General features: G+C 66.3%; 23 protein-coding genes and 1 other RNA gene. 9 read left to right on the plus strand and 15 right to left on the minus strand.

The genetic code is table 11. The annotated features are described in order from the left end of the window. Positions 1-123 precede the first annotated feature (123 nt). The 4 genes from ruvC (at position 124) to G3N94_RS20610 (ending at position 3,521) form a co-directional block, all read left to right on the plus strand. Positions 124-666: a crossover junction endodeoxyribonuclease RuvC gene (ruvC, locus tag G3N94_RS20595; RefSeq protein WP_174974075.1), complete on the plus strand. Its 543-nt coding sequence runs from the start codon at positions 124-126 to the stop codon at positions 664-666. A 104-nt stretch (positions 667-770) separates the two neighbouring features. Further along, on the plus strand, positions 771-1,352 hold the full coding sequence (gene ruvA / locus G3N94_RS20600; protein ID WP_205794427.1) for a Holliday junction branch migration protein RuvA: 582 nt from the start codon (positions 771-773) through the stop codon (positions 1,350-1,352). 108 nt (positions 1,353-1,460) lie between these two features. Continuing rightward, the gene (gene ruvB / locus G3N94_RS20605) at positions 1,461-2,525 is read left to right on the plus strand and encodes a Holliday junction branch migration DNA helicase RuvB (protein WP_205794428.1); all 1,065 of its coding nucleotides are present in this window, start codon (positions 1,461-1,463) and stop codon (positions 2,523-2,525) included. A gap of 39 nt (positions 2,526-2,564) precedes the next feature. Further along, positions 2,565-3,521 (plus strand): oxygenase MpaB family protein, encoded by a 957-nt coding sequence (locus tag G3N94_RS20610; protein WP_205794429.1) that lies wholly within the window; start codon positions 2,565-2,567, stop codon positions 3,519-3,521. A gap of 156 nt (positions 3,522-3,677) precedes the next feature. On the opposite strand, the gene G3N94_RS20615 is transcribed toward G3N94_RS20610, so the two are convergent. The 3 genes from G3N94_RS20615 to tyrS all read right to left on the minus strand — a co-directional run bounded on the left by G3N94_RS20615 (position 3,678) and on the right by tyrS (position 6,125). Next, positions 3,678-4,340, minus strand: a complete 663-nt coding sequence (locus G3N94_RS20615; protein WP_205794430.1) for a histidine phosphatase family protein — start codon at positions 4,338-4,340, stop codon at positions 3,678-3,680. 88 nt (positions 4,341-4,428) lie between these two features. Then, entirely contained in the window at positions 4,429-4,887 is a 459-nt protein-coding gene (gene dtd / locus G3N94_RS20620) for a D-aminoacyl-tRNA deacylase (RefSeq protein WP_205794431.1), read from the minus strand. After that, positions 4,884-6,125, minus strand: a complete 1,242-nt coding sequence (gene tyrS, locus G3N94_RS20625; RefSeq protein ID WP_205794432.1) for a tyrosine--tRNA ligase — start codon at positions 6,123-6,125, stop codon at positions 4,884-4,886. Before tyrS ends, dtd begins: the two co-directional genes overlap by 4 nt. 141 nt (positions 6,126-6,266) lie before the next feature. Between tyrS and G3N94_RS20630 the strand changes: the two genes are divergently transcribed. Then, on the plus strand, positions 6,267-7,418 hold the full coding sequence (locus tag G3N94_RS20630) for an anhydro-N-acetylmuramic acid kinase (RefSeq protein ID WP_205794433.1): 1,152 nt from the start codon (positions 6,267-6,269) through the stop codon (positions 7,416-7,418). A gap of 95 nt (positions 7,419-7,513) precedes the next feature. On the opposite strand, the gene erpA is transcribed toward G3N94_RS20630, so the two are convergent. From erpA to rplM, 3 genes are all read right to left on the minus strand, one after another. Further along, positions 7,514-7,882 (minus strand): iron-sulfur cluster insertion protein ErpA, encoded by a 369-nt coding sequence (gene erpA / locus G3N94_RS20635; protein WP_132028018.1) that lies wholly within the window; start codon positions 7,880-7,882, stop codon positions 7,514-7,516. Between the two features lie 245 nt (positions 7,883-8,127). Then, positions 8,128-8,520 carry a 30S ribosomal protein S9 gene (rpsI, locus tag G3N94_RS20640; protein WP_017333375.1) on the minus strand — a complete coding sequence of 131 codons (393 nt, stop codon included), beginning with the start codon at positions 8,518-8,520 and terminating at the stop codon, positions 8,128-8,130. 11 nt (positions 8,521-8,531) lie between these two features. Then, positions 8,532-8,960 carry a 50S ribosomal protein L13 gene (gene rplM, locus G3N94_RS20645; protein WP_009687896.1) on the minus strand — a complete coding sequence of 143 codons (429 nt, stop codon included), beginning with the start codon at positions 8,958-8,960 and terminating at the stop codon, positions 8,532-8,534. Positions 8,961-9,259: 299 nt separating this feature from the next. Between rplM and G3N94_RS20650 the strand changes: the two genes are divergently transcribed. Next, positions 9,260-9,571, plus strand: a complete 312-nt coding sequence (locus G3N94_RS20650; protein WP_241021976.1) for a DUF1090 family protein — start codon at positions 9,260-9,262, stop codon at positions 9,569-9,571. Positions 9,572-9,991: 420 nt separating this feature from the next. Next, on the plus strand, positions 9,992-10,456 hold the full coding sequence (locus tag G3N94_RS20655) for an OsmC family protein (protein ID WP_205794434.1): 465 nt from the start codon (positions 9,992-9,994) through the stop codon (positions 10,454-10,456). Between the two features lie 75 nt (positions 10,457-10,531). On the opposite strand, the gene rnpB is transcribed toward G3N94_RS20655, so the two are convergent. From rnpB to pyrC, 3 genes are all read right to left on the minus strand, one after another. Next, positions 10,532-10,945: RNase P RNA component class A (gene rnpB, locus G3N94_RS20660), an RNA gene on the minus strand. Positions 10,946-10,977: 32 nt separating this feature from the next. Next, positions 10,978-11,874: a DUF3025 domain-containing protein gene (locus tag G3N94_RS20665; RefSeq protein WP_205794435.1), complete on the minus strand. Its 897-nt coding sequence runs from the start codon at positions 11,872-11,874 to the stop codon at positions 10,978-10,980. Next, the gene (gene pyrC / locus G3N94_RS20670) at positions 11,871-12,935 is read right to left on the minus strand and encodes a dihydroorotase (protein ID WP_205794436.1); all 1,065 of its coding nucleotides are present in this window, start codon (positions 12,933-12,935) and stop codon (positions 11,871-11,873) included. Before pyrC ends, G3N94_RS20665 begins: the two co-directional genes overlap by 4 nt. Positions 12,936-13,171: 236 nt before the next feature. Between pyrC and G3N94_RS20675 the strand changes: the two genes are divergently transcribed. Further along, entirely contained in the window at positions 13,172-14,074 is a 903-nt protein-coding gene (locus G3N94_RS20675) for a class II glutamine amidotransferase (RefSeq protein ID WP_205794437.1), read from the plus strand. Positions 14,075-14,192: 118 nt separating this feature from the next. Here the strand turns inward: G3N94_RS20675 and G3N94_RS20680 are convergent, their stop codons facing one another. From G3N94_RS20680 to G3N94_RS20705, 6 genes are all read right to left on the minus strand, one after another. Further along, a complete protein-coding gene (locus G3N94_RS20680; protein ID WP_205794438.1) occupies positions 14,193-14,918 on the minus strand; it encodes an amino acid ABC transporter ATP-binding protein in 726 nt (241 codons plus the stop codon). After that, positions 14,915-15,592: a glutamate/aspartate ABC transporter permease GltK gene (gene gltK / locus G3N94_RS20685; RefSeq protein WP_205794439.1), complete on the minus strand. Its 678-nt coding sequence runs from the start codon at positions 15,590-15,592 to the stop codon at positions 14,915-14,917. Before gltK ends, G3N94_RS20680 begins: the two co-directional genes overlap by 4 nt. After that, a complete protein-coding gene (locus tag G3N94_RS20690; protein WP_205794440.1) occupies positions 15,592-16,332 on the minus strand; it encodes an amino acid ABC transporter permease in 741 nt (246 codons plus the stop codon). Before G3N94_RS20690 ends, gltK begins: the two co-directional genes overlap by 1 nt. An 84-nt stretch (positions 16,333-16,416) precedes the next feature. Then, entirely contained in the window at positions 16,417-17,310 is an 894-nt protein-coding gene (locus G3N94_RS20695; protein ID WP_205794441.1) for a glutamate/aspartate ABC transporter substrate-binding protein, read from the minus strand. A gap of 231 nt (positions 17,311-17,541) precedes the next feature. Next, positions 17,542-18,828, minus strand: coding sequence for a Glu/Leu/Phe/Val dehydrogenase (locus G3N94_RS20700; protein WP_205794442.1), 1,287 nt, complete (start codon positions 18,826-18,828; stop codon positions 17,542-17,544). Positions 18,829-19,045: 217 nt separating this feature from the next. Then, positions 19,046-19,999: a LysR substrate-binding domain-containing protein gene (locus G3N94_RS20705; protein ID WP_205794443.1), complete on the minus strand. Its 954-nt coding sequence runs from the start codon at positions 19,997-19,999 to the stop codon at positions 19,046-19,048. Positions 20,000-20,440: 441 nt separating this feature from the next. Between G3N94_RS20705 and G3N94_RS20710 the strand changes: the two genes are divergently transcribed. Further along, positions 20,441-21,811 carry an MFS transporter gene (locus G3N94_RS20710; protein ID WP_205794444.1) on the plus strand — a complete coding sequence of 457 codons (1,371 nt, stop codon included), beginning with the start codon at positions 20,441-20,443 and terminating at the stop codon, positions 21,809-21,811. Positions 21,812-21,828 lie beyond the last annotated feature (17 nt).

The following is a 21,828-nucleotide window of genomic DNA, read 5'->3' on the forward strand; positions in this document are numbered from 1 at the left end:
GCAAGCCCGGCGGCATTCAACCCGCCGGGTTTTTTATTGCGCGGCACCGTCGCACGCCACCGAGCAACCGGCACGCCGCACCATTCGTTGTAGTATCGCTGCATCCGGCATTTCTCCCGACTCATGCGAATTCTCGGCATCGACCCCGGCCTGCGCGTCACCGGCTTCGGCATCATCGACGTCAGCGGCCACCGGCTCGCCTACGTGGCGAGCGGCGTGATCCGCACGCCGACGGCCGACCTGGCCACCCGGCTCGGCACCATCTTCCAGGGCGTGTCGACGATCGTGCGCGAACATGCGCCCGACCAGGCCGCGATCGAAAAGGTGTTCGTCAACGTGAACCCGCAATCGACGCTGCTGCTCGGCCAGGCGCGCGGCGCCGCGATCTGCGGCCTCGTCGCGGGCGGGCTGCCGGTCGCCGAGTACACGGCGCTGCAGCTCAAGCAGGCTGTCGTCGGCTACGGCCGCGCGACCAAGACGCAGATGCAGGAGATGGTCACGCGGCTGCTCAACCTGTCCGGCCAGCCCGGCAGCGACGCCGCCGACGCGCTCGGTATGGCGATCTGCCATGCGCACAGCGGCAATACGCTCAGCACGCTCGGCGGCCTCGCGCCGGCACTCGCGAAGAAAGGGCTGCGCGTGCGGCGCGGCCGGCTCGTCGGCTGACGCCGCGGTGCCCCGCCCGCTTCACGCTGCCCGATCGGCCCGGCCATCGGCTTTCCACCGCGCGTGCGCTACACTCGCGCTTTCTTCCTCGCCTCGCTGAATCCATGATCGGTCGCATCGCCGGCATCCTCCTCGAAAAGAACCCGCCTCACCTGCTCGTCGACTGCGGCGGCGTCGGCTACGAAATCGACGTGCCGATGAGCACGTTCTACAACCTGCCGCAATCCGGCGAACGGGTCGTGCTGCTCACGCAGCAGATCGTCCGCGAGGACGCGCACCTGCTGTACGGCTTCCTGACCGCGCAGGAGCGCACGACCTTCCGCGAGCTGCTGAAGATCACCGGGATCGGTGCGCGCATGGCGCTCGCCGTGCTGTCCGGCATGAGCGTGCAGGAGCTCGCGCAGGCCGTGACGATGCAGGACGCCGCCCGGCTCACCCGCCTGCCCGGCATCGGCAAGAAAACGGCCGAACGCCTGCTGCTGGAACTGAAGGGCAAGCTCGGCGCCGACCTCGGCGCGCTCGCTGGCGCCGCATCGCCGTCCGACCACGCGACCGACATCCTCAACGCGCTGCTCGCGCTCGGCTATTCCGAGAAGGAAGGCCTCGCCGCGATCAAGAACGTGCCGGCCGGCACCGGTGTATCCGAAGGCATCAAGCTCGCGCTCAAGGCGCTGTCGAAGGCTTAAGGTCCACGCGGGCCACGTGTCCGACGCAGTGTCGCGCCGCCGCATGCGGCGCGCCAGTCGGCCGTTCGGCCAGGTTTGCCGCGCAGCGCCACGCGGTACAATGGCCGCATGATTGAAACCGACAAACTCGCCACCGAGCGGATCATCGCCGCCACGCCCGCCTCGTCGCACGAGGAGGTGTTCGAACGCGCGCTGCGGCCGCGCCAGCTCGACGAATACGTCGGCCAGGAAAAGGTGCGCGCGCAGCTCGAGATCTTCATCGAGGCCGCCAAGCGTCGCTCCGAGCCGCTCGACCACGTGCTGCTGTTCGGCCCGCCCGGTCTCGGCAAGACCACGCTCGCGCACATCATCGCGCGCGAAATGGGCGTCAACCTGCGCCAGACGTCGGGCCCGGTGCTCGAGCGCGCGGGCGACCTCGCGGCGCTGCTGACGAACCTCGAAGCGAACGACGTGCTGTTCATCGACGAAATCCACCGGCTGTCGCCAGTCGTCGAGGAAATCCTGTATCCGGCACTCGAGGATTACCAGATCGACATCATGATCGGCGAAGGTCCGGCCGCGCGCAGCGTGAAGCTCGACCTGCAGCCGTTCACGCTCGTCGGCGCGACCACCCGCGCCGGGATGCTGACCAATCCGCTACGCGACCGTTTCGGGATCGTCGCGCGCCTCGAGTTCTATAACGCGGAGCAGCTGTCGCGCATCGTGCGACGCTCGGCATCGCTGCTCAACGCGCAGATCGATCCGAACGGTGCGCTCGAGATCGCGAAGCGCTCGCGCGGCACGCCGCGGATTGCGAACCGGCTGTTGCGCCGCGTGCGCGATTACGCTGAGGTGAAGGCGGACGGCAACATCACGGCGGCCGTCGCCGATGCGGCGCTCGCGATGCTCGACGTCGATCCGGTCGGCTTCGACCTGATGGACCGCAAGCTGCTCGAAGCGATCCTGCACAAGTTCGATGGCGGCCCGGTCGGCATCGACAACCTTGCCGCGGCAATCGGCGAGGAGCGCGACACGATCGAGGACGTCCTCGAACCGTATCTGATCCAGCAGGGCTTCCTGCAGCGCACGCCACGCGGGCGCGTGGCGACGCTGCTGACCTACCGCCACTTTGGGCTCGCGGCGCCCGACGCCGGCCCGGCACGCAACTCGTGGGAGCTGCCCGACGGGCCGTGACCGCCCGCTCGACGCCACGCAAGCGATGACGACGAAGCGATGACGACGCCCATTCACCCGCCCCCCGGCGCGCCTGCGTCACACCCGCGCTGGCTCGAACCGATCCGCAAGCGGCTCGTGGCCGCCGTCACGCATCTGACGACGGGCAGCGGCCCGTCGCTCGACTTCTCGTCGCCGCCCGGCGATCCGGGCCTGTTCGGCCCCGACGCGGTCTGCTGGCGCATGCACGCGGACTTCACGTCGATGATGACGGGCGGCATTTCCGCGCTGCTGCTGCAGGCGCTGCATCCGCTCGCGCTTGCCGGCGTGTGGGATCATTCGTCGTTTCGCACCGACATCCTCGGTCGGCTGCGGCGCACCGCGACATTCATTTCCGGCACCACGTTCGGCAATCGCGCCGACGCGCTCGCACTGATCGAGCGCGTGAAGGCGATTCACGCGAAGGTGCACGGCACCGCGCCCGACGGGCGGCCGTACCGCGCCGACGATCCTGCGCTGCTGACCTGGGTGCACGTCGCGGAGGTATCGAGCTTTCTCGCCGCGCATCTGCGCTACGTGAACCCGGCATTGCCGGGCGATCTGCAGGATCGCTATTACGAAGAGACGGCGCGGATCGCCGAGATGCTCGGTGCACAACACGTACCCCGTTCGCGCGCCGAGATCGCCGCGTATCTCATGCGCATGCGGCCCGAGCTCGAGGCCGGGCCGCGCACGTTCGACGTGATGCGGATCCTGTTGAATGCGCCCGTCGCACGGCCCGCGATGCGGCCCGCCGCGACGCTCGTGATGCACGCGGGCATCGATCTGCTGCCGCACTGGGCGCAGGACATGCTCGGCGTTTCAGCGTTCGCGCCATTGCGGCGCGCGGTCGTCCGGCCCGGCGTGCGCGCGGTCGCGCCGGTGTTGCGCTGGGCGCTCATCAACGGCGCGTCGAAGCGTGCGCGTCGCCGCGCGACAGCGCACGTTCAATTGCATTCGGAAAAGAAAGGCAGCTGACGCGCGGTGCGCCGCCGACGATGCCCACCATTGCCGCACGATACGCACGACCCGGGCTCAGGCGCGCGTCAACCTGGCTGGCAAGCGCATGCTCCGCGCCGCAGTGCATGCTCCGCGCCCTCCGACGACAGCGTCAGCAACGCCCGCCGCCTGCGCCTACAACACCTTGCTGTAGCCGTCGTCGTCGCTCGCCTCGTTCAGATGCGAGATGTCGGCCCAGTGCACGACGTTCGCGCGCCCGTCCACGTAGTCGACCACATTGATGCTCGTATTGAGCAGCTGATAGTTGCGCGGCGCATCGAGATCGAGCCCGTTCGCGAACCGGTACACGCAATCGAGCACACCGCCGTGCGCGACGCACGCGATCCGGCCGCCCGAATGCGCGGCGACGATCGGTTCAAGCGCATGCAGCACCCGGTGATAGAACGCGCGCTGCGATTCGCCGCCTTCGGGTTCGAAGCCCGGATCGCGCGTCTGCCAGGCGGCATACGCGTCCGGAAAGCGCTCCTCGATCTCGGTGCTGTCATGGCCCTGGAAGATGCCGTATGCACGCTCGCGCAGGCCCTGGTTCAGCACGAGCGACAGGCCGAGCGCATCGGCGGCCGGTTGCGCGGTCTGCTGCGCGCGCATCAGGTCGCTCGAATAGATCGCGTCGATCCGCGCACCGTCACGCACGTCGCGCGCGAGACGCGCGGCCAGCCGCTGCGCCTGCGCGACGCCCGTATCGGCCAGCGGAATGTCGATATGGCCCTGGATGCGCTTGATGCGGTTCCAGGCCGTCTCGCCATGACGGATGAAGAGAATCTGCGTGGTAGCCATCGCGACGGCGCTCCCGGAAAGAGTCAGGGCCAGGAATCAGGGCCCAGGATCGGGACCCTGATTCGGGGCCAAAAATCAGGGCTGAAAATCACGGCCGCACTTGCAGCCAGAATGTCACGGGCCCGTCGTTGACGAGCGAGACCTGCATGTCGGCGCCGAATTCGCCCGTCGCGACGACCGGATGGCGCGTACGCGCCGCGGTGACGAAGTAATCGAACAGGCGCTCGCCCTCGTCGGGCGGCGCCGCCGGCGTGAAGCTCGGCCGCAGGCCGCTGTTCGTGTCGGCGGCCAGCGTGAACTGCGACACGAGCAGCAGACCGCCCGCGCGCCCTTCACCATCGATATTCGACACCGGCAGGTTCATCTTGCCGGCCGCATCGCTGAACACGCGGTAGCCGAGCATCTTCGCGAGCAGTTTGTCCGCCGCCGCTTCGGTGTCGCCGCGCTCCGCGCAGACGAGCGCGAGCAGGCCCGCGCCGATCTCGCCCGTCACGCGTTCGCCGACGCGCACGTCGGCGCGCTTCACGCGCTGGATCAGCGCGATCATGCGGTCAGCGTCACGCGCGCGAAGCGTCGCTTGCCGACCTGCACGACATACTCGCCCGCGTCGACCTTGAGGCCCTTGTCCGACACGGTCGCACCGTCGATCTTCACGCCACTCTGCTCGATATTGCGCAGCGCTTCGCTCGTCGACGGCACGAGGCCCGCCTGCTTCAGCAGCTGGCCGATCGCGAGCGGCGCGCCCGCGAGCGTCACCGACGGGATGTCGTCCGGCACGCCGCCCTTCGCGCGGTGGTTGAAATCTTCGAGCGCGCGCTCGGCGTCGGCCTGCGAATGGAAGCGCGCGACGATTTCCTGCGCGAGCAGCACCTTGAAATCACGCGGGTTGCGGCCCGCTTCGGCCTCGCGGCGGAAGCCGACGATCTCGTCCATGCTGCGGAACGACAGCAGCTCGAAGTAACGCCACATCAGCGTGTCCGAGATGCTCATCAGCTTGCCGAACATGTCGGTCGGCTTCTCGCTGATGCCGACATAGTTGCCCTTCGACTTCGACATCTTCTCGACGCCGTCGAGGCCTTCGAGCAGCGGCATCGTCAGGATGCACTGCTGTTCCTGCCCGTACTGCTTCTGCAGTTCGCGGCCGACCAGCAGGTTGAACTTCTGGTCGGTGCCGCCCAGTTCGAGATCGGCATTCAGCGCGACCGAATCGTAGCCCTGCATCAGCGGGTACAGGAATTCGTGGATCGAGATCGGCACGCCGCCCTGGAAGCGCTTCGTGAAATCCTCGCGCTCGAGAATCCGCGCGACCGTGTAGCGCGACGCGAGCTTGATCATCCCGTCCGCGCCGAGCGGCATCGACCATTCGCTGTTGTAGCGGATCTCGGTCTTGTCGCGGTCGAGCACGAGCGCGGCCTGCTCGAAGTAGGTCTTCGCGTTCGATTCGATCTGCTCGCGCGTGAGCGGCGGGCGCGTCGCGTTGCGGCCGGACGGGTCGCCGATCAGCGACGTGAAATCGCCGATCAGGAAGATCACCGTGTGGCCGAGGTCCTGCAGCTGACGCATCTTGTTCAGCACGACCGTGTGGCCGATGTGGATGTCGGGCGCAGTCGGGTCGAGGCCGAGCTTGATGCGAAGCGGCGTGCCCGTGGCGGCGCTTTTCGCGAGCTTCTGCGCGAACTCTTCCTCGATCAGCAGTTCGTCGACGCCGCGCTTCGTGACGGCGAGCGCATGCCGGACTTCGTCGGTGATCGGGAAAACAGGCTTGGAACTGGGTTCGGTGCTCATCGGTGCCAGGAGGAATGTCGCAAAAAGAAGGATTTTCCCATAACTTGCGCGCGCGTCGCTTAACGGCGGCCACGGTTGCGCGGATAATCGGGCGCAAGGCGCGCGGCAACAGCCGGCGCCGCACGATTCGGGAGGGATCACGTGCCGCTAAAGCGCCCGCCACCCGGCCATCCGGCCGACGGCGTTTACTTCGGGTTGATGTCGGGAACGAGCATGGACGGCGTCGACGGCGTCGCCGTGCGCTTCGAGGCCGGCAAGCCGCCGGCGGTGCTCGCCGAGGCGTTCGTCGGGTTTGCGCAGTCGCTGCGCGACGCACTGTTCGCGCTGCAGCAGCCGGGCGATGACGAGATCGAGCGCGAAGCGCTCGCGGCCAATGCGCTCGCGGCCCGCTATGCGGTGTGCTGTCATGAACTGCAGCGCGCGGCGGGGCTCGCGCCCGACCAGGTGCGCGCGATCGGCGTGCACGGCCAGACGGTGCGGCATCGCCCCGAGCGTGGCTATACGCGGCAGATCAACAATGGGGCATTGCTCGCCGAGCTGACGCACATCGACGTGATTGCCGATTTCCGCAGCCGCGACGTCGCCGCGGGTGGCCAGGGCGCGCCGCTCGTGCCGGCATTCCACGCAACCGTGTTCGGCGCACCGGGCGAGACGCGCGTCGTCTGCAATCTCGGCGGCATCAGCAACATCACGATCCTGCCCGGCGAAGGCGGCAGCGCCGTGCGCGGCTTCGACTGCGGTCCGGCCAACGCGCTGATCGATGCGTGGGCGGCCCGCCATCTCGGCAAGCCATACGACGACGGCGGCAAGTTCGCCGCGCGCGGCACTGTCGTCGCCCCGCTTCTCGACGCATTGCTCGACGAGCCGTACTTCGATGCGCCGCCGCCGAAAAGCACGGGGCGCGACCTGTTCAACCCGGCTTGGCTCGACGCGAAACTCGCCGCATTCGCACAGGTGACGCCGGAAGATGTGCAGGCGACGCTCACGGCGCTCACCGCCGTATCGATCGCCCGCGAGATCGCGCGCCACGCACCCGACTGCTGCGCGGTCTACGCATGCGGCGGCGGCGCCCGCAACCCGGTGCTGCTCGATGCGCTAGGCAACGCGCTGCGCGAGCGCGGCGTGCGCGCGGCGGTCGACACCACCACCACGCTCGGCGTGCCGCCGCAGCAGGTCGAAGCGCTGGCATTCGCGTGGCTCGCGCGCCGCTTCACCGCGCGCGAGCCCGGCAATCTCGCGTCGGTCACGGGCGCAGCCGGCGACCGCGTGCTCGGCGCGCTCTATCCGCATTAACAATGCGTGCAACAGGCGTGCACGCGGCATGCGCCGCGAACAGACAGGCATAAAAAACGGGGCATGAAGCCCCGTTTTTCATTCGAGCATCCCGCTCAGACCGAGAACGACGAACCGCACCCGCAGGTGGTCGACGCGTTCGGATTCTTGATCACGAACTGCGCACCGTTCAGGTCGTCCTTGTAGTCGATTTCTGCGCCAACCAGATACTGGTAGCTCATCGAGTCGATCAACAGCTGGACGCCGTTCTTGTTCATCACGGTGTCGTCCTCGTTGACTTCCTCGTCGAACGTGAAGCCATACTGGAAGCCCGAGCAGCCGCCGCCCTGCACGAACACGCGCAGCTTCAGGTCGGGGTTGCCTTCTTCGTCGATCAATTGCTTGACCTTCTCGGCCGCCGCATCGGTAAAGACGAACGGTGCCGGCATTTCGGTCGTGGCTGCGGATTCGGTAACAGCGTTCATGCGAACTCTCCAAAAGGCTTTAGCCGCTATTGTAGGGCTGATCTCAATATCGTGCTGATGTCCATGAAATCAACAGGTTCTTGTCGATTTCGTCAAACCGGGTGCCCGGCGTGGGCCAGCCAGCACCTGCGACCGCCTGTACACGCGCAACGGCGAACCGGACGCGCATAAAAAAACCGCCAGCGTGAAAGCTGGCGGTTTTTTCCGGCAGGCGCCGCCAGAAGCGGCGCACGACCGTGAAGCGCTTAACGCTTCGAGAACTGCTTTGCGCGGCGTGCCTTGCGCAGACCAACCTTCTTACGCTCGACTTCACGTGCATCGCGCGTGACGAAGCCTGCGCTCGACAGCGACGGCTTCAGCGTTGCGTCGTAGTCGATCAGCGCGCGGGTGATGCCGTGACGCACTGCGCCTGCCTGACCCGTTTCGCCGCCGCCCGTCACGTTCACCTTGATGTCGAACGTCTGGCCGTGGTTCGTGAGTTCCAGCGGTTGACGCACGATCATCAGCGACGTTTCGCGCGAGAAGTAGTCAGCGATAGGCTTGCCGTTGACGATGATGTCGCCCTTGCCAGCCTTGATGAAGACACGAGCGACTGCGCTCTTGCGGCGGCCCGTACCGTAATTCCAGTTACCGATCATGTGGGCTCCCCTTAGATCTCGAGCGCCTTCGGCTGTTGAGCCGAGTGCGGATGCGTCGCTTCAGCGTAGACCTTCAGCTTCTTGATCATCGCGTAGCCGAGCGGGCCCTTCGGCAGCATGCCCTTGACCGCCTTCTCGAGCGCACGGCCCGGGAAGCGTTCTTGCATCTTGCCGAACGTCGTTTCATAGATACCGCCCGGGTAGCCCGAGTGACGGTAGTACTTCTTGTCCAGAGTCTTGTTGCCCGTGACCTTCAGCTTGCTCGCGTTGATGATGATGATGAAATCACCAGTGTCGACGTGCGGGGTGAACTCAGGCTTGTGCTTGCCGCGCAGACGGCGTGCCACTTCGCTGGCAACACGGCCGAGAACCTTATCCGTCGCGTCAATCACGTACCATTCGCGCGTCACCTCATGGGCTTTTGCGGAAAACGTCTTCATGATCGATCCAAAAAAAATGCTTTGCCCGATGTGTTCTTTCCTGCTTGTCTAGGTGCGCTTCGAGGCGCGGTGCAGGCTCTCCCTGTTCTTTTTCCGTGGGCATGAATGCGGAAAAGCCCTGAATTATAAAGGAAATGACACACCGCGGTCAAAGAGAATCCGCGCCTCGCTGCGCGGTGCGCGCGAAATAGGCGAAAATCCGGTCGTGCCCCGTTAAAACCGGACGAATCCGAGCGCCCGGGGGCATGCATCGGTGCGCAGTTCATCACCTGCGCGCACCGGACAGGAGAACAACAAACATGATGAAGCCACTGAAGCCACGACTCACGCCCTTCTTCGCGGCCGCCCTGCTGATCGGCGCCGCCACACCCGGCGCGGCCGACGCGGCTGACTGCCACGCGAAGCTCGAGACGCTCGACGCGCGGATCGCCGCCGCCCGCGAAAGCCACGCCGAAGACCGCATCACCCGCCTGCGCGCCGTGCGCGAACGGGTCCGGCGTTTCTGCTCGCAGCGCCATGGCCACGCATCCGCCGTTCACGCACCGGCACCGCGTCCGCGCGGCGCGGCATCAGGCTCAACCGCGCAGGCCGCCGGCCGGCAACCTGCATAGCGGTCATGTGACGCGCATTTCGCGCGTCGATCCTTGCGCAGGACGAAAAAAAGCCCGAACGACTGGTTCGGGCTTAATCCACCATTGGAGGAGGGTGGAGGAGACATTCGGAGGTTGTCGCAGCGCGACAACCAATGAGACGGATTATACGAACCCGCGCCCGACAGCACAAGAAAATTTGCATTACGAAATCTCACACCACGATACGAAATTATCAGAATCGGCGTGACGTATCGGATTTCATTCGAAAAATCAGCAAGTTGCACGCATCAACAGTAAATCCAGTCAGCTCGCCAATAGAGTAAAACCCCTAAAAAACGACGGGTTTTTGGCAACTTGCCGTCCGCCCCATGCGATACCACGGCACCCGTCGGTCGACATCGTGCAGTGCATCAGCCGACCGTTGCGTCGCGGGCTACAATGCCGGTTCGAATTCGAATCAGGCAACGCTGGAGCGCAAGCATGGAATGCAAAGTGAGCTGGTTGGGACAGGACGGCATGGCATTTGCCGCCCAGACCGGAAGCGGGCACCTCGTCGCGATGGACGGCGCGCCGGAAGGCGGCGGCCACAATCTGGCAGCGCGTCCGATGGAGATGGTACTGGTCGGCACCGGCGGCTGCACCGCCTACGATGTCGTGCTGATCCTGAAGAAAAGCCGCCAGGACGTTACCGGCTGCTCGGTCACGCTGAAGGCCGAGCGCGCAAGCGAAGATCCGAAGGTCTTCACGAAGATCCACTTCCACTTCACCGTCACGGGCCGCAACCTGAACCCGTCCACGGTCGAGCGCGCGATCAACCTGTCGCACGACAAGTACTGCTCCGCGTCGATCATGATCGCGAAGACGGCCGAGCTCACGCACTCGTTCGACATCGTCGCGGCCTGAACCGGCATTCCGTCGCGCGGACGTAAAAAGGGCCGGCGTCTCGCGACGAGACGCCGGCCCTTTTTTGCATTCGAGCGGCAAAGCAGGCCGATAAGCCGGATTCTGTGCACGCCGCGCGCCCGAAGGCGCACGGCGCGTGGCAGCCATTCCTCTAGGCGCGCCATTGCTGACGCGCTCAAGCTTCCTACCCGCAGACGAGACGGGGGCCCCGTCCTGCATCCGAAAATGCGCGCCTGCCTACTTGGAATTGCTCCGGGTGGAGGTTACCGTGCCGGCGAACGTCGCCGTCGCCGCGGTGCGCTCTTACCGCACCGTTTCACCCTTACCTGATCCCGGCTTGCGCCGGGCCATCGGCGGTTTGCTTTCTGTTGCCCTGTTCCGCGTGTCGCCACGGATGGCCGTTAGCCATCACCCTGCCCTGTGGAGTCCGGACTTTCCTCGCCCCCGCCTGCCCGAAGGCGGCGGGGCCGCGACTGCCTGGCCTGCTTTGCGACGCGCATTCTAGCACTGTGCGCCGCGCGTCACACTGGTCGTGCACGCCGCCCACTGCGAAATACCGTTGGATCGTCGTAGAACGACGGATCGGCGTTGGCCGCGCACCAGCCCGGCACGCCCAGCACCGGCAGCGGCGAGAAGTCGCGGCTTGTCAGGTCTCGCGTCGCGAGCATCTGCGCGACCTGCGCATCGACGTGCCCGGCCTGGCGCGCGGCCGGCCACGAAAAATAGTCGTCGCTCACTTCGACGATCCATGTGTGCGCGGTGCAGGACTTGTACGGTGCGACGAGTTTCTCGAGCAGCGCGTGCCCGACGAGCCGCACCTCGCAACGCGCGCCCCACGCGTCGCGCGCAGCCACCAGCAGCGCGCGCCAGTCGAAGCCGCGCAGCGCGTCGGCGAGTGCCGGATCGGCCGTCACGAACAACGCGGCATTCTCGTCGAACAGCGTCAGCGCGTCGCGCAACGAGCCGCGCACGGGCCCGACGCCGCCTGCCGTGTCGATCGCCGCGGCCTGGCGCGCGTTCAGCGCCGCCTTGATGCGCGGATACGCGAACCAGACGAGCGCATTGAAGAGGTCGTGCAGATTGTGCCGGGTCGGCACGCCGCCCGTTGCGGCGATATGGGTCTCGTACGCGACGCCGGCCGGCAGGTCGGCTTGCGGCACGAAGCGCAGCGGCGCACCGCGACCGCTTACGAGTGGCGTGCCGCCCGTCGCGCCGTTCAGTACACCATTCCGTGCGCCATGCAGTGCGCCATTGAGCGCGGCGAGCAGCGCGGATTCACCGTCGAGCGCGCCCGCCTGCGCAACGCGCCCCGTTGCGGCGACCCCCGCGAGCCACGGCGCGGACCAGTCGATCCGCGCAAATGCCGCCGCATCAGCGCCGGCCGGCTGGCCGGCCTCGCGCGGCGGCGCAGCGTTCACGCGAGCTTCCAGCCGATCGACTCGCCTGCGCGCAGCGGCACGACCGGCGTGTCGCCCGCGAGGATCTCGAGCGGCAGCTCCCACGGTTCGCGGCGCAGCGTGACCGTCTCGCTGCTGCGCGGCAGGCCGTAGAAATCCGCGCCGAAGAAGCTTGCGAATCCTTCGAGCTTGTCGAGCGCGCCGGCGTTGTCGAACGCCTCCGCATACAGCTCGAGCGCATGCAGCGCCGTGTAGCAGCCCGCGCAGCCGCACGCGGCCTCCTTCGCGTTGCGTGCGTGCGGCGCGCTGTCGGTGCCGAGGAAGAAGCGCGGGTTGCCCGACGTCGCCGCCTCGACGAGCGCGATGCGGTGCGTCTCGCGCTTGAGCACCGGCAGGCAGTAGTAATGCGGGCGGATCCCGCCGACGAAGATCGCGTTGCGGTTGTACAGCAGGTGATGCGCGGTGATCGTCGCGCCGAGCAGGCCCGGCGCTGCGTCGGCGTCACGCACATAGTCGGCCGCGTCCTTCGTCGTGATGTGCTCGAACACGACCTTCAGGCCCGGGAAGTCGCGGCGCAGCGGCGTCATCACACGGTCGATGAACACTTTCTCGCGGTCGAACAGGTCGATCGACGCGTCGGTCACCTCGCCGTGCACGAGCAGCGGCATGCCGGCTTCCTGCATCGCCTCGAGCGTCTTCGCGCATTTCGCGAGATCGGTCACGCCGTGGTCCGAGTTCGTCGTCGCGCCGGCCGGATACAGCTTCACGCCGTGCACGAAGCCGCTTTCGCGCGCGCGGCGGATCTCGTCAGGCGGCGTGTTGTCGGTCAGGTACAGCGTCATCAGCGGCTCGAACGTCACGCCGGCGGGCACTGCGGCGAGAATCCGCTCGCGGTATGCGTGCGCCTGCTCGGTGGTCGTCACGGGCGGCTTCAGGTTCGGCATGATGATCGCGCGGCCGAACTGGCGCGCGGTGTGCGGCAGCACGGCGGCGAGCATGTCGCCGTCGCGAACGTGCAGGTGCCAGTCGTCGGGACGGGCGAGCGTCAGCGTCGCCGGGGAGGATGCGTTCGAGGCAGTCATAGGAGGGCGTCGTGAGGAACGGGAAAACGGTGCCGGAAGACGCCGGCGCGGGCCGACTGACGGCTAACCGCAACACGGGGCCGTTCGTCGGCGGAATCCGCTTTTTACCGCTGTTGGCTCGGTGATATGCTAGAAGCAGACATTGTACCGGGGTTCACCCGGTGCCGAATGCATCAACCGGCTCAACCCGTTCGACCGGTTCATTACCCCGCTTCAGCCTGCTGCCCCCAAGTAAAATGTGCCAACTCCTAGGAATGAACTGCGCCGCGCCGACGGACGTCACATTCTCATTCACCGGCTTCGCGGCCCGGGGCGGGCTCACCGACCACCATGCCGACGGCTGGGGCATCGCGTTCTTCGAAGACAAGGCCTGCCGCCTGTTCATCGATCACCAGGCATCGGCCACATCGCCGATCGCCGAGATGGTCAAGCGCTACCCGATCAAGTCGAAGAACACGATCGCGCACATCCGCAAGGCCACGCAGGGCCGCATCCTGCTCGAGAACAGCCACCCGTTCATGCGCGAGCTGTGGGGCCGGCACTGGATCTTCGCGCACAACGGCGACCTGCAGGACTACGCGCCCGACATGGAAGGCAGCGTCTATCACCCGGTCGGCACGACCGATAGCGAAAAAGCGTTCTGCGTGCTGATGCAGGGGCTGCGTGAAGCGTTCCCCGGCGCACAGCCGCCGCTGCCCGAGCTGTTCGAGCGGGTCGGCGAACTGACCCGCGGCATCACCGACCACGGCGTGTTCAACTTCCTGATGTCGAACGGACAGGCGCTCTTCGCGCACTGCTCGACGCGGCTGCACTACCTCGTGCGCCGCTGGCCGTTCTCGACCGCACACCTCGTCGACGAAGACCTGTCGATCGATTTCGCGAAGTACACGACGCCCGAGGATCGGGTCGCGGTGATCGCGACGCAGCCGCTCACCGACAACGAAGTGTGGACCGCGTTCGAGCCGGGCGAGCTGATCATGTTCCAGTGCGGCGACGTCGCCGCGCGGATGCAGATTCCGGTGCCGGCCGCCGTGCTCGAGAAGCTGCGCAACCCGGCGCTCGATGCGTCGGCGTCCGCGCCCTCGCGGCCGCTGCCTGCCGTCGAGGCGGATGTCAGCGAGGACGCGTTCGACTTCTGAACGCGAGCCCGCGCGCGCACCGCGGATACGGACGAAAAAAAACGCCTGGCATCGCCAGGCGTTTCCGTTTGCGGCGGCACGCGAAGGGCTGGAAGGCGGCCCCGCCGCCCTCCCCGCTTCAGTGCAGGATCTTCGCGAGGAAGTCCTTCGCGCGGTCCGAGCGCGGATTCGCGAAGAAGTCTTCCTTGCGGTCGTCCTCGACGATCGCGCCCTTGTCCATGAAGATCACGCGGTGCGCGACCTTCTTCGCGAAGCCCATCTCGTGCGTGACGACCATCATCGTCATCCCTTCCTTCGCGAGTTCGACCATTACGTCGAGCACCTCGTTGATCATCTCGGGATCGAGCGCGGAGGTCGGTTCGTCGAACAGCATCGCGATCGGGTCCATCGACAGTGCGCGCGCAATCGCGACCCGCTGCTGCTGGCCGCCCGACAGCTGGCCCGGATACTTGTGCGCGTGCGCCTTCAGGCCGACGCGGTCGAGCAGCTTCAAACCCTTGTCGTTCGCTTCGTCCTTGCCGCGGCCGAGCACCTTGATCTGCGCGAGCGTCAGGTTCTCGGTGATCGACAGGTGCGGGAACAGCTCGAAATGCTGGAACACCATCCCGACCTTCGAGCGCAGCTTCGACAGGTTCGTCTTCTTGTCGCCGACCGACTGGCCGTTGACGAGGATCTCGCCCTGCTGGAACGGCTCGAGGCCGTTCACGGTCTTGATCAGCGTCGACTTGCCCGACCCCGACGGCCCGCAGACGACCACCACCTCGCCCTTCTTCACGTCGGTCGTGCAATCGGTGAGGACCTGAAACTGGCCGTACCACTTCGAAACGTTCTTGATGGAAATCATCTTGTGACCTTTTTCTGGAGACCTTTGACGAGGGCGGATGCCACCGAGCAAATCACGAAATAGCATGCGCCCGCGAACAGGATCATCTCGACGCTCGTGCCGTCGCGATCGCCGATGTTGGCGGCCGTGCGGAAGAAGTCCGCGAGACTGATCACATAGACGAGCGACGTGTCCTGGAACAGCACGATCGCCTGCGTGAGCAGCAGCGGCACCATCGCGCGGAAGGCCTGCGGCAGGATCACGAGGCGCATCGCCAGCGAATAGTTCATGCCGAGCGCGAACGCGGCATTCACCTGCCCGCGCGGCACAGCCTGGATGCCGGCGCGGATGATCTCCGAATAATACGCGGCTTCGAACAGCGAGAACGCGACCATCGCCGACGCGAGCCGGATGTCGATCGTCGGCGACAGCCCGAGCACGCCCTGCAGCACCTGCGGCACGATCAGGAAGAACCACAGCAGCACCATCACGAGCGGGATCGAACGGAACACCGTCACGTAGCCCTGCGCGAACCACGCGAGCGGCTTCACGCCCGACAGCCGCATCAGCGCAAGCAGCGTGCCCCAGACGATCCCGACCACGATCGCGATCAGCGTGATCTGCAACGTGATGATCGCCCCCGTCCACAGCGTCGGCAGCGCGCCGGGAATACTACTCCAGTCGAACTGATGCATCACTTGCCTCCGATATAGCCGGGCAGCCGCGATCGGCTCTCGATCCAGCGCATGAACGCCATCACGACGAGGTTGATGATCACGTAAGCGAGCGTGACCGCGATGAACGATTCATACGTCTGCGCGGTGTAGTCGACGAGCTGGCGCGCCTGCGCGGACAGGTCGAGCAGGCCGATCGTCGACGCGACCGCGGAGTTCTTGAAAATGTTCAGGAATTCCGACGTGAGCGGCGGCACGATGATCCGGTACGCGACCGGCAGCAGCACGTAGCGATAGGTCTGCCACTGCGTGAAGCCCATCGCGAGGCCCGCGGCGCGCTGGCCCTTCGGCAGCGCGTTGATGCCCGAGCGCACCTGCTCGCACACGCGCGCGCCCGTGAACAGCCCGAGACAGACGATCGACGCGGTGAAGAACTGCGTGTTCGGCGGCAGCTGCTTGATCCAGGTGCCGATCGACGGCGGCAGCAGTTCCGGCACGACGAGGTACCAGACGAAGAACTGCACGATCAGCGGGATGTTCCGGAAGATCGACACGTAGAGGGTGCCGATTGCCGACAGCCATTTGTTCGGCACGGTGCGCAGTACGCCGAACAGCGAGCCGACGATCAGCGCGATCACCCAGGCGGTGAGCGATACCTTGATCGTCACCCAGAACCCGGACATCAGCCATCCGAAATAAGTGGTCGGCTCGCCGGTCGACACGGGGCTCAGCAAGATGCCCCAGTTCCAGTGGTATGACATGGACAAGACTCCAGCAAAAAGAAACGGAAGAAGCGTGGCCTCTTCCGTTTCGTCAGCGTCAACTCTGCTTCAACGGACGCGCGGTCAGTCGAGCGCCTTGTCGTTCGGGTTCGCGTACAGCTTCTTCATCGAGTCGGACAGCGGGAACTTCAGGTTGAGCCCCTTCGGCGGAATCGGATTCTCGAACCACTTCGAGTAGATCTTCTCGGCTTCGCCGGACTTCTCGACCTGCGCGATCGCATCGTCGACGACCTTCTTGAACGCCGGATCGTCCTTGCGCATCATGCAGCCGTACGCTTCTTCGGACTGCGGCGTGCCGACGATCACCCACTCGTCCGGCTTCTTCGCCTTCGCGCGCTCGCCCGCGAGCAGCGCGTCGTCCATCATGAACGCAACCGCGCGGCCCGATTCCAGCGTATTGAACGAATCGCCGTGATCCTTCGCGCTGATGATGTTCATGCCCATCTGCTTGTCGTTGTTCATCTTGCGCAGCAGACGCTCGGACGTCGTGCCGGCCGTCGTCACGACGGTCTTGCCCTTCAGGTCCGCGAAATCCTTGACGCCCGAGCTCTTGTTCGTCATCAGGCGCGTGCCGATCACGAAGATCGTGTCCGAGAACGCAGCCTGTTGCTGGCGTTCCGCATTGTTGGTCGTCGAGCCGCACTCGATGTCGACCGTGCCGTTCTGCACGAGCGGGATGCGGTTCTGCGACGTGACGGGGAGGTTCTTCACCTGCAGGTTCGGCAGGTTCAGCTTCTTCTTCACCGCGTCGACCACCTTCATCTGGAATTCGCGCGAGTAGCCGACGACCTGCTGCTTTTCGTCGTAGTAGGAGAACGGGATCGACGATTCGCGGTGGCCCAGCGCGATCACGCCCGTGTCCTTGATTTTCTTCAGCGTGCCGGTCTCCTGGGCGTGCGCGCCGCCTGCAAACGCGCAGAGCGCTGCTGCCATCAGGACTGCCTTGTTGAATTTCATTTTGTTCATCTCCTTGGCTAAAACCCGCGCCAGTGTATCAAAGTAATATTTCTGAAAGTACTGGTTGTTTACCGCACTCCGGAGCGCGCTGCAAGTAGCCTTCCTCCCGGCTCCGGCGCCCGAATGCGCGCGCGGGCGACACCGGATCCGGTGCCGCCCGCGCGAGGTTCATGTACGCAATCGGATGGATTGCGTCATGGCTTGATCGACGTCAATCCCGACGTCAATCGATCAGGGGTACAGACCGCGCATTTCGCGCGCCATCAGGATGCGCTTGCACGCGACGATGAACGCCGCGGTACGCACCGACACCTTGTGCTCTTCCGCGACCGCCCACACGCCGGCGAACGCTTCGCGCATCACGCGCTCGAGACGGTGGTTGATCTCGTCTTCGGTCCAGAAGAAGCTCGAGAAATCCTGCACCCACTCGAAGTACGACACGGTCACGCCGCCCGCGTTCGCGATCACGTCCGGGATCACGAGCACGCCGTTCGCGCTCAGGATGTCGTCCGCCGCCGTCGTCGTCGGGCCGTTCGCGCCTTCGACGATGATCTTCGTACGAATCTTCGACGCGTTCTTCTCGGTGATCTGGTTTTCCAGCGCAGCCGGGATCAGGATGTCGGTCTCGACCGTCCAGAACTCGTCGTTCGGCATCGGCTCCGAGCCTTCGAAGCCCGCGACGCCGCCCGTGCGTGCGACGTGGTCGAGCAGCTTGTTCGAATCGAGGCCGGCCGGCTGGTAGATCGTGCCGGTGTGATCCTGCACTGCGATCACCTTCGCGCCCGCTTCCTGGAACAGCTTCGCCGCGATGCCGCCGACGTTGCCGAAGCCCTGCACCGCGATGCGCGCGCCGGCGATTTCGAGGCCCTTCTTCTTCGCCGCTTCGCAGCCGACGACGAACACGCCGCGGCCCGTTGCTTCCTTGCGGCCGAGCGAACCGCCGAGCGAGATCGGCTTGCCGGTCACGACGCCGGTGGCCGTCTGGCCCTGGTTCATCGAGTACGTGTCCATCATCCACGCCATCACCTGTTCGTTGGTGTTGACGTCCGGTGCCGGAATGTCGGTGTTCGGCCCGATGATGATGCCGATTTCGCTGGTGTAGCGGCGCGTCACGCGCTCGAGCTCACCACGCGACAGCTTGCGCGGGTCGACACGGATGCCGCCCTTCGCGCCGCCGTACGGCACGTTCACTGCTGCGTTCTTCACCGACATCCACGCGGACAGCGCCATCACTTCCGACAGCGTCACGTCCTGGTGGTAACGCACGCCACCCTTGCCCGGACCGCGCGACACGTTGTGCTGCACGCGATAGCCTTCGAAGTGCGCAACGGTGCCGTTGTCGAGTTCGATCGGCACGTCGACGACCAGGATGCGCTTCGGGCGCTTCAGCGTTTCGAGCCAGCGCGACAGCGAGCCGAGGTACGGCGCGACGCGATCGACTTGCTGAAGATAGTTGCCCCACGGGCCGAGATCGTCGGCGTGCAGGTAGGACGGGATGGACTGCAATTGCGAAGACATGGATTCTCCAACGGTCAACGGATGGCGCACATTGTCGAAAAACCCGTTTTTTTTATCCAATGCCGTTTGCTTATTCGATTATGCGTTTCTTGCATGATCGCGATTTTTCGCAAATACGCGGTCGATTTACGCAAGAACGGTCGCGATCGGCCGTCGATCCGGTGCGCGAAAAATCGTGTCGGCCGGGTGTCAGTCGGGTGTGGGTCGGGGGTCGGCGTCAGCCGGCCGCCTCGCGCAACTCGTCGCTGACCACATCCCACAGCGCGCGCACGAGCTTTTGCCGCGGCTCGTCGCCCTGCAGCGTGACCTTGTCGCAGTAGAGCCGGATTTCCATCGTCAGCGTGAACGGATGCGCACCGCCGCGCACCGCGCGGTCGAGCCGGATCAGCCGCCCGCCCGCGACCGCGTCCTCGACCGCGCTGTGTGGCAGGAATGCGATGCCGTGGCCCGCGAGCGCCATCGCCTTCAGCCCTTCGGCCATGTCGGTTTCGTACACGCGATCGAGGAACAGCGGGGTCGGCGCGTTCGCGATGATCACCTCGGTCATCCGGCCGAGGTACGCGTTCGGCGTGTACGACAGGTACGGCACGCGCGCGTCCGCCGTGCCCGGCAGCGTGTAGCGCGGCCGCCCCGCGCGGCCGGGCGCCGAGAACGGGCTGATCGGCTCGCTGCCGAGCGCCAGCATGTCGTAGCGCGCGGGGTCGAGCGCGACGGGGTGGCTCGGATGGTGATAGCCCATCACGAGATCGCAGCCGCCCTCGACGAGCGACAGCACGGCGTCGTGCACGTTCAGCGCGCGCAGCCGGGTGTGAACCGGCCCCATCTTCGCCTCGATCCGCTGCAGCCAGCGCGGAAAATAGGTGAGCGACAGCGTGTGCGGCACCGCGAACTCGATCGTCGGCACCGGCGCGCCGACGTGGCCGCGCAACAGCGTGCGCGCCTCGTGCGCCTGCGACAGCATCGTCAGCGCCTGTTCGTAGAAGATCTGGCCGGCCTGCGTGAGCCGCGTCGGATAAACCGAACGATCGATCAGTTCGGTCGCGAGCCAAGCCTCGAGCGCCTGGATGCGGCGCGAGAATGCCGGCTGCGACACGTGCCGCAATTCGGCGGACCGGCTAAAGCTGCGCGTCTCCGCGAGCGAGACGAAGTCTTCGAGCCATTTCAGTTCCATGCGGGCGGGCGCGGCGGGCGGCAGTCGGGAAGAAGCCGGCATTTTACCGGCGCAATGGGGCCGGCGACGCGCGATGACGGCATGACGGCATGTCGGCCCCGCATTGTCCGAGTACCTCGAGCCGGGTCCCTATACAAACAGGGCACGCCCTTCACGACGCCCCCAAACAGGTGCATCCCGCAGCGCATCGCACTCGTTGTGCATCGCCGCACCAGCGCCGCGCCGCACGCACGCGCACGGTGCCCTCGCCGCTTTCGCGCTGGCAGTCGCAATTTGCCGCGATGCCTGCCACAAAAGGCCGGGGGGTTACTTCAGACAAAACATGCCAACCGTTGGCATGGACATTGCGGAACACGAACCCGGCACCGCCGCACGGCGCCCGCCCGACGTTCCGTCCGACCTCGCCCGGCCCCCGGCCGGCATCCCGGAGAGGCTAAATCGATGAAGACCTTGCGTACTTCCCTGCAGAGCGGCAACTGGCGCTCGCTGCTCGCGTGCTTCCTGTATTTCGACACCGGCTTCACCGTCTGGGTGCTGTACGGCCCGCTCGCACCGTTCATCGGCAAGGACATCGCGATGTCCGCCGCGCAGCAGGGCTTTCTCGTCGCGGTGCCGGTGCTCGCCGCCGCGATCCTGCGCGTGACGCTCGGCAACCTGTACCAGTCCGCGAACGGGCGCCGCGTCGCGTTGATGGGCGTGCTGCTGTCGGCGCTGCCCGCGGTCGTGCTGCCGTGCCTGCCCGGCACGCCGTCGTACGCGCTGCTGCTCGTGCTCGGCGTGTTCCTCGGGATCGGCGGCGCGAGCTTCGCGGTCGCGCTGCCGATGGCGGGCAGCAGCTATCCGCCGAAGGTACAGGGCCTCGTGCTCGGCCTCGCCGCCGCCGGCAACATCGGCGCGGTGCTCGACGGCTTCATGTTCCCGCACATCGCGGCCGCGCTCGGCTGGAAGTTCTCGACGGCGGCCGCGCTGCCGCTGCTCGCGATCGCGGGCTTCGCGCTGTTCGCGTGGGCCGACGACCGCGGCGAAAAGTCGGGCAGCGCGCCGCGCGCGCTCGGCGCGTTCGCGGTCACGCTCGCGGGCCTCGTCGCACTCGTGCTCGCGGTGCACGGCGGCCTGTTCGGCGCCGGCAAGACCGGCGTGCTGCTGCTGCCTGTCATGGGCGCGCTGCTCGCGATAGCGGTGCTGCCCGCCCGCTATCGCACCGTGCTCGCGGAACGCGACACGTGGGTCATCATGCTGATCTACAGCATTACGTTCGGCGGGTTCGTCGGCATGTCGTCGTACGTGACGCTGCTGCTCACGACGCTCTACCAGATGCCGAAGATCGAAGCCGGCCTCTTCATGTCGCTGCTCGCGTTCCTCGGCGCGATCGTGCGGCCGCTCGGCGGGCATCTCGCCGACCGCGTCACCGGCGTGCGCGCGCTGCTCGTGCTGCTCGCGGCGATCGCCGCCGCCGACTTCGCGTTCGCCGCGTGGATGCCGCCGGTCGAAGGCGGCATCGCGCTGCTGATCTGCCTGTACATCGCGTTCGGGCTCGGCAACGGCGCGACGTTCCAGCTCGTGCCGCACCGCTGGCAGGGCAGGACGGGGTTGCTGTCCGGCATCGTCGGCGCGGCGGGCGGGATCGGCGGCTTCTACCTGCCGGTCGTGATGGGCATCGCGAAGGAAAGCACGGGCAGCTACCAGCTCGGCTTCGCGACGTTCGGCGCGCTGGCCGCGTGCGCATGCGGCGCGCTCATGCTGCTGCGCGCGCAGTGGCTGCGCTGGGCGGCACCGGCCGCGCTCGTGGGGGGGCGCGGTGCCGGTGCGTAGGGAGATCGCGGTGGTGT

Source organism: Burkholderia sp. Ac-20353 (assembly GCF_017104785.1).
In the GTDB taxonomy this organism is placed as follows: Bacteria; Pseudomonadota; Gammaproteobacteria; order Burkholderiales; family Burkholderiaceae; genus Burkholderia.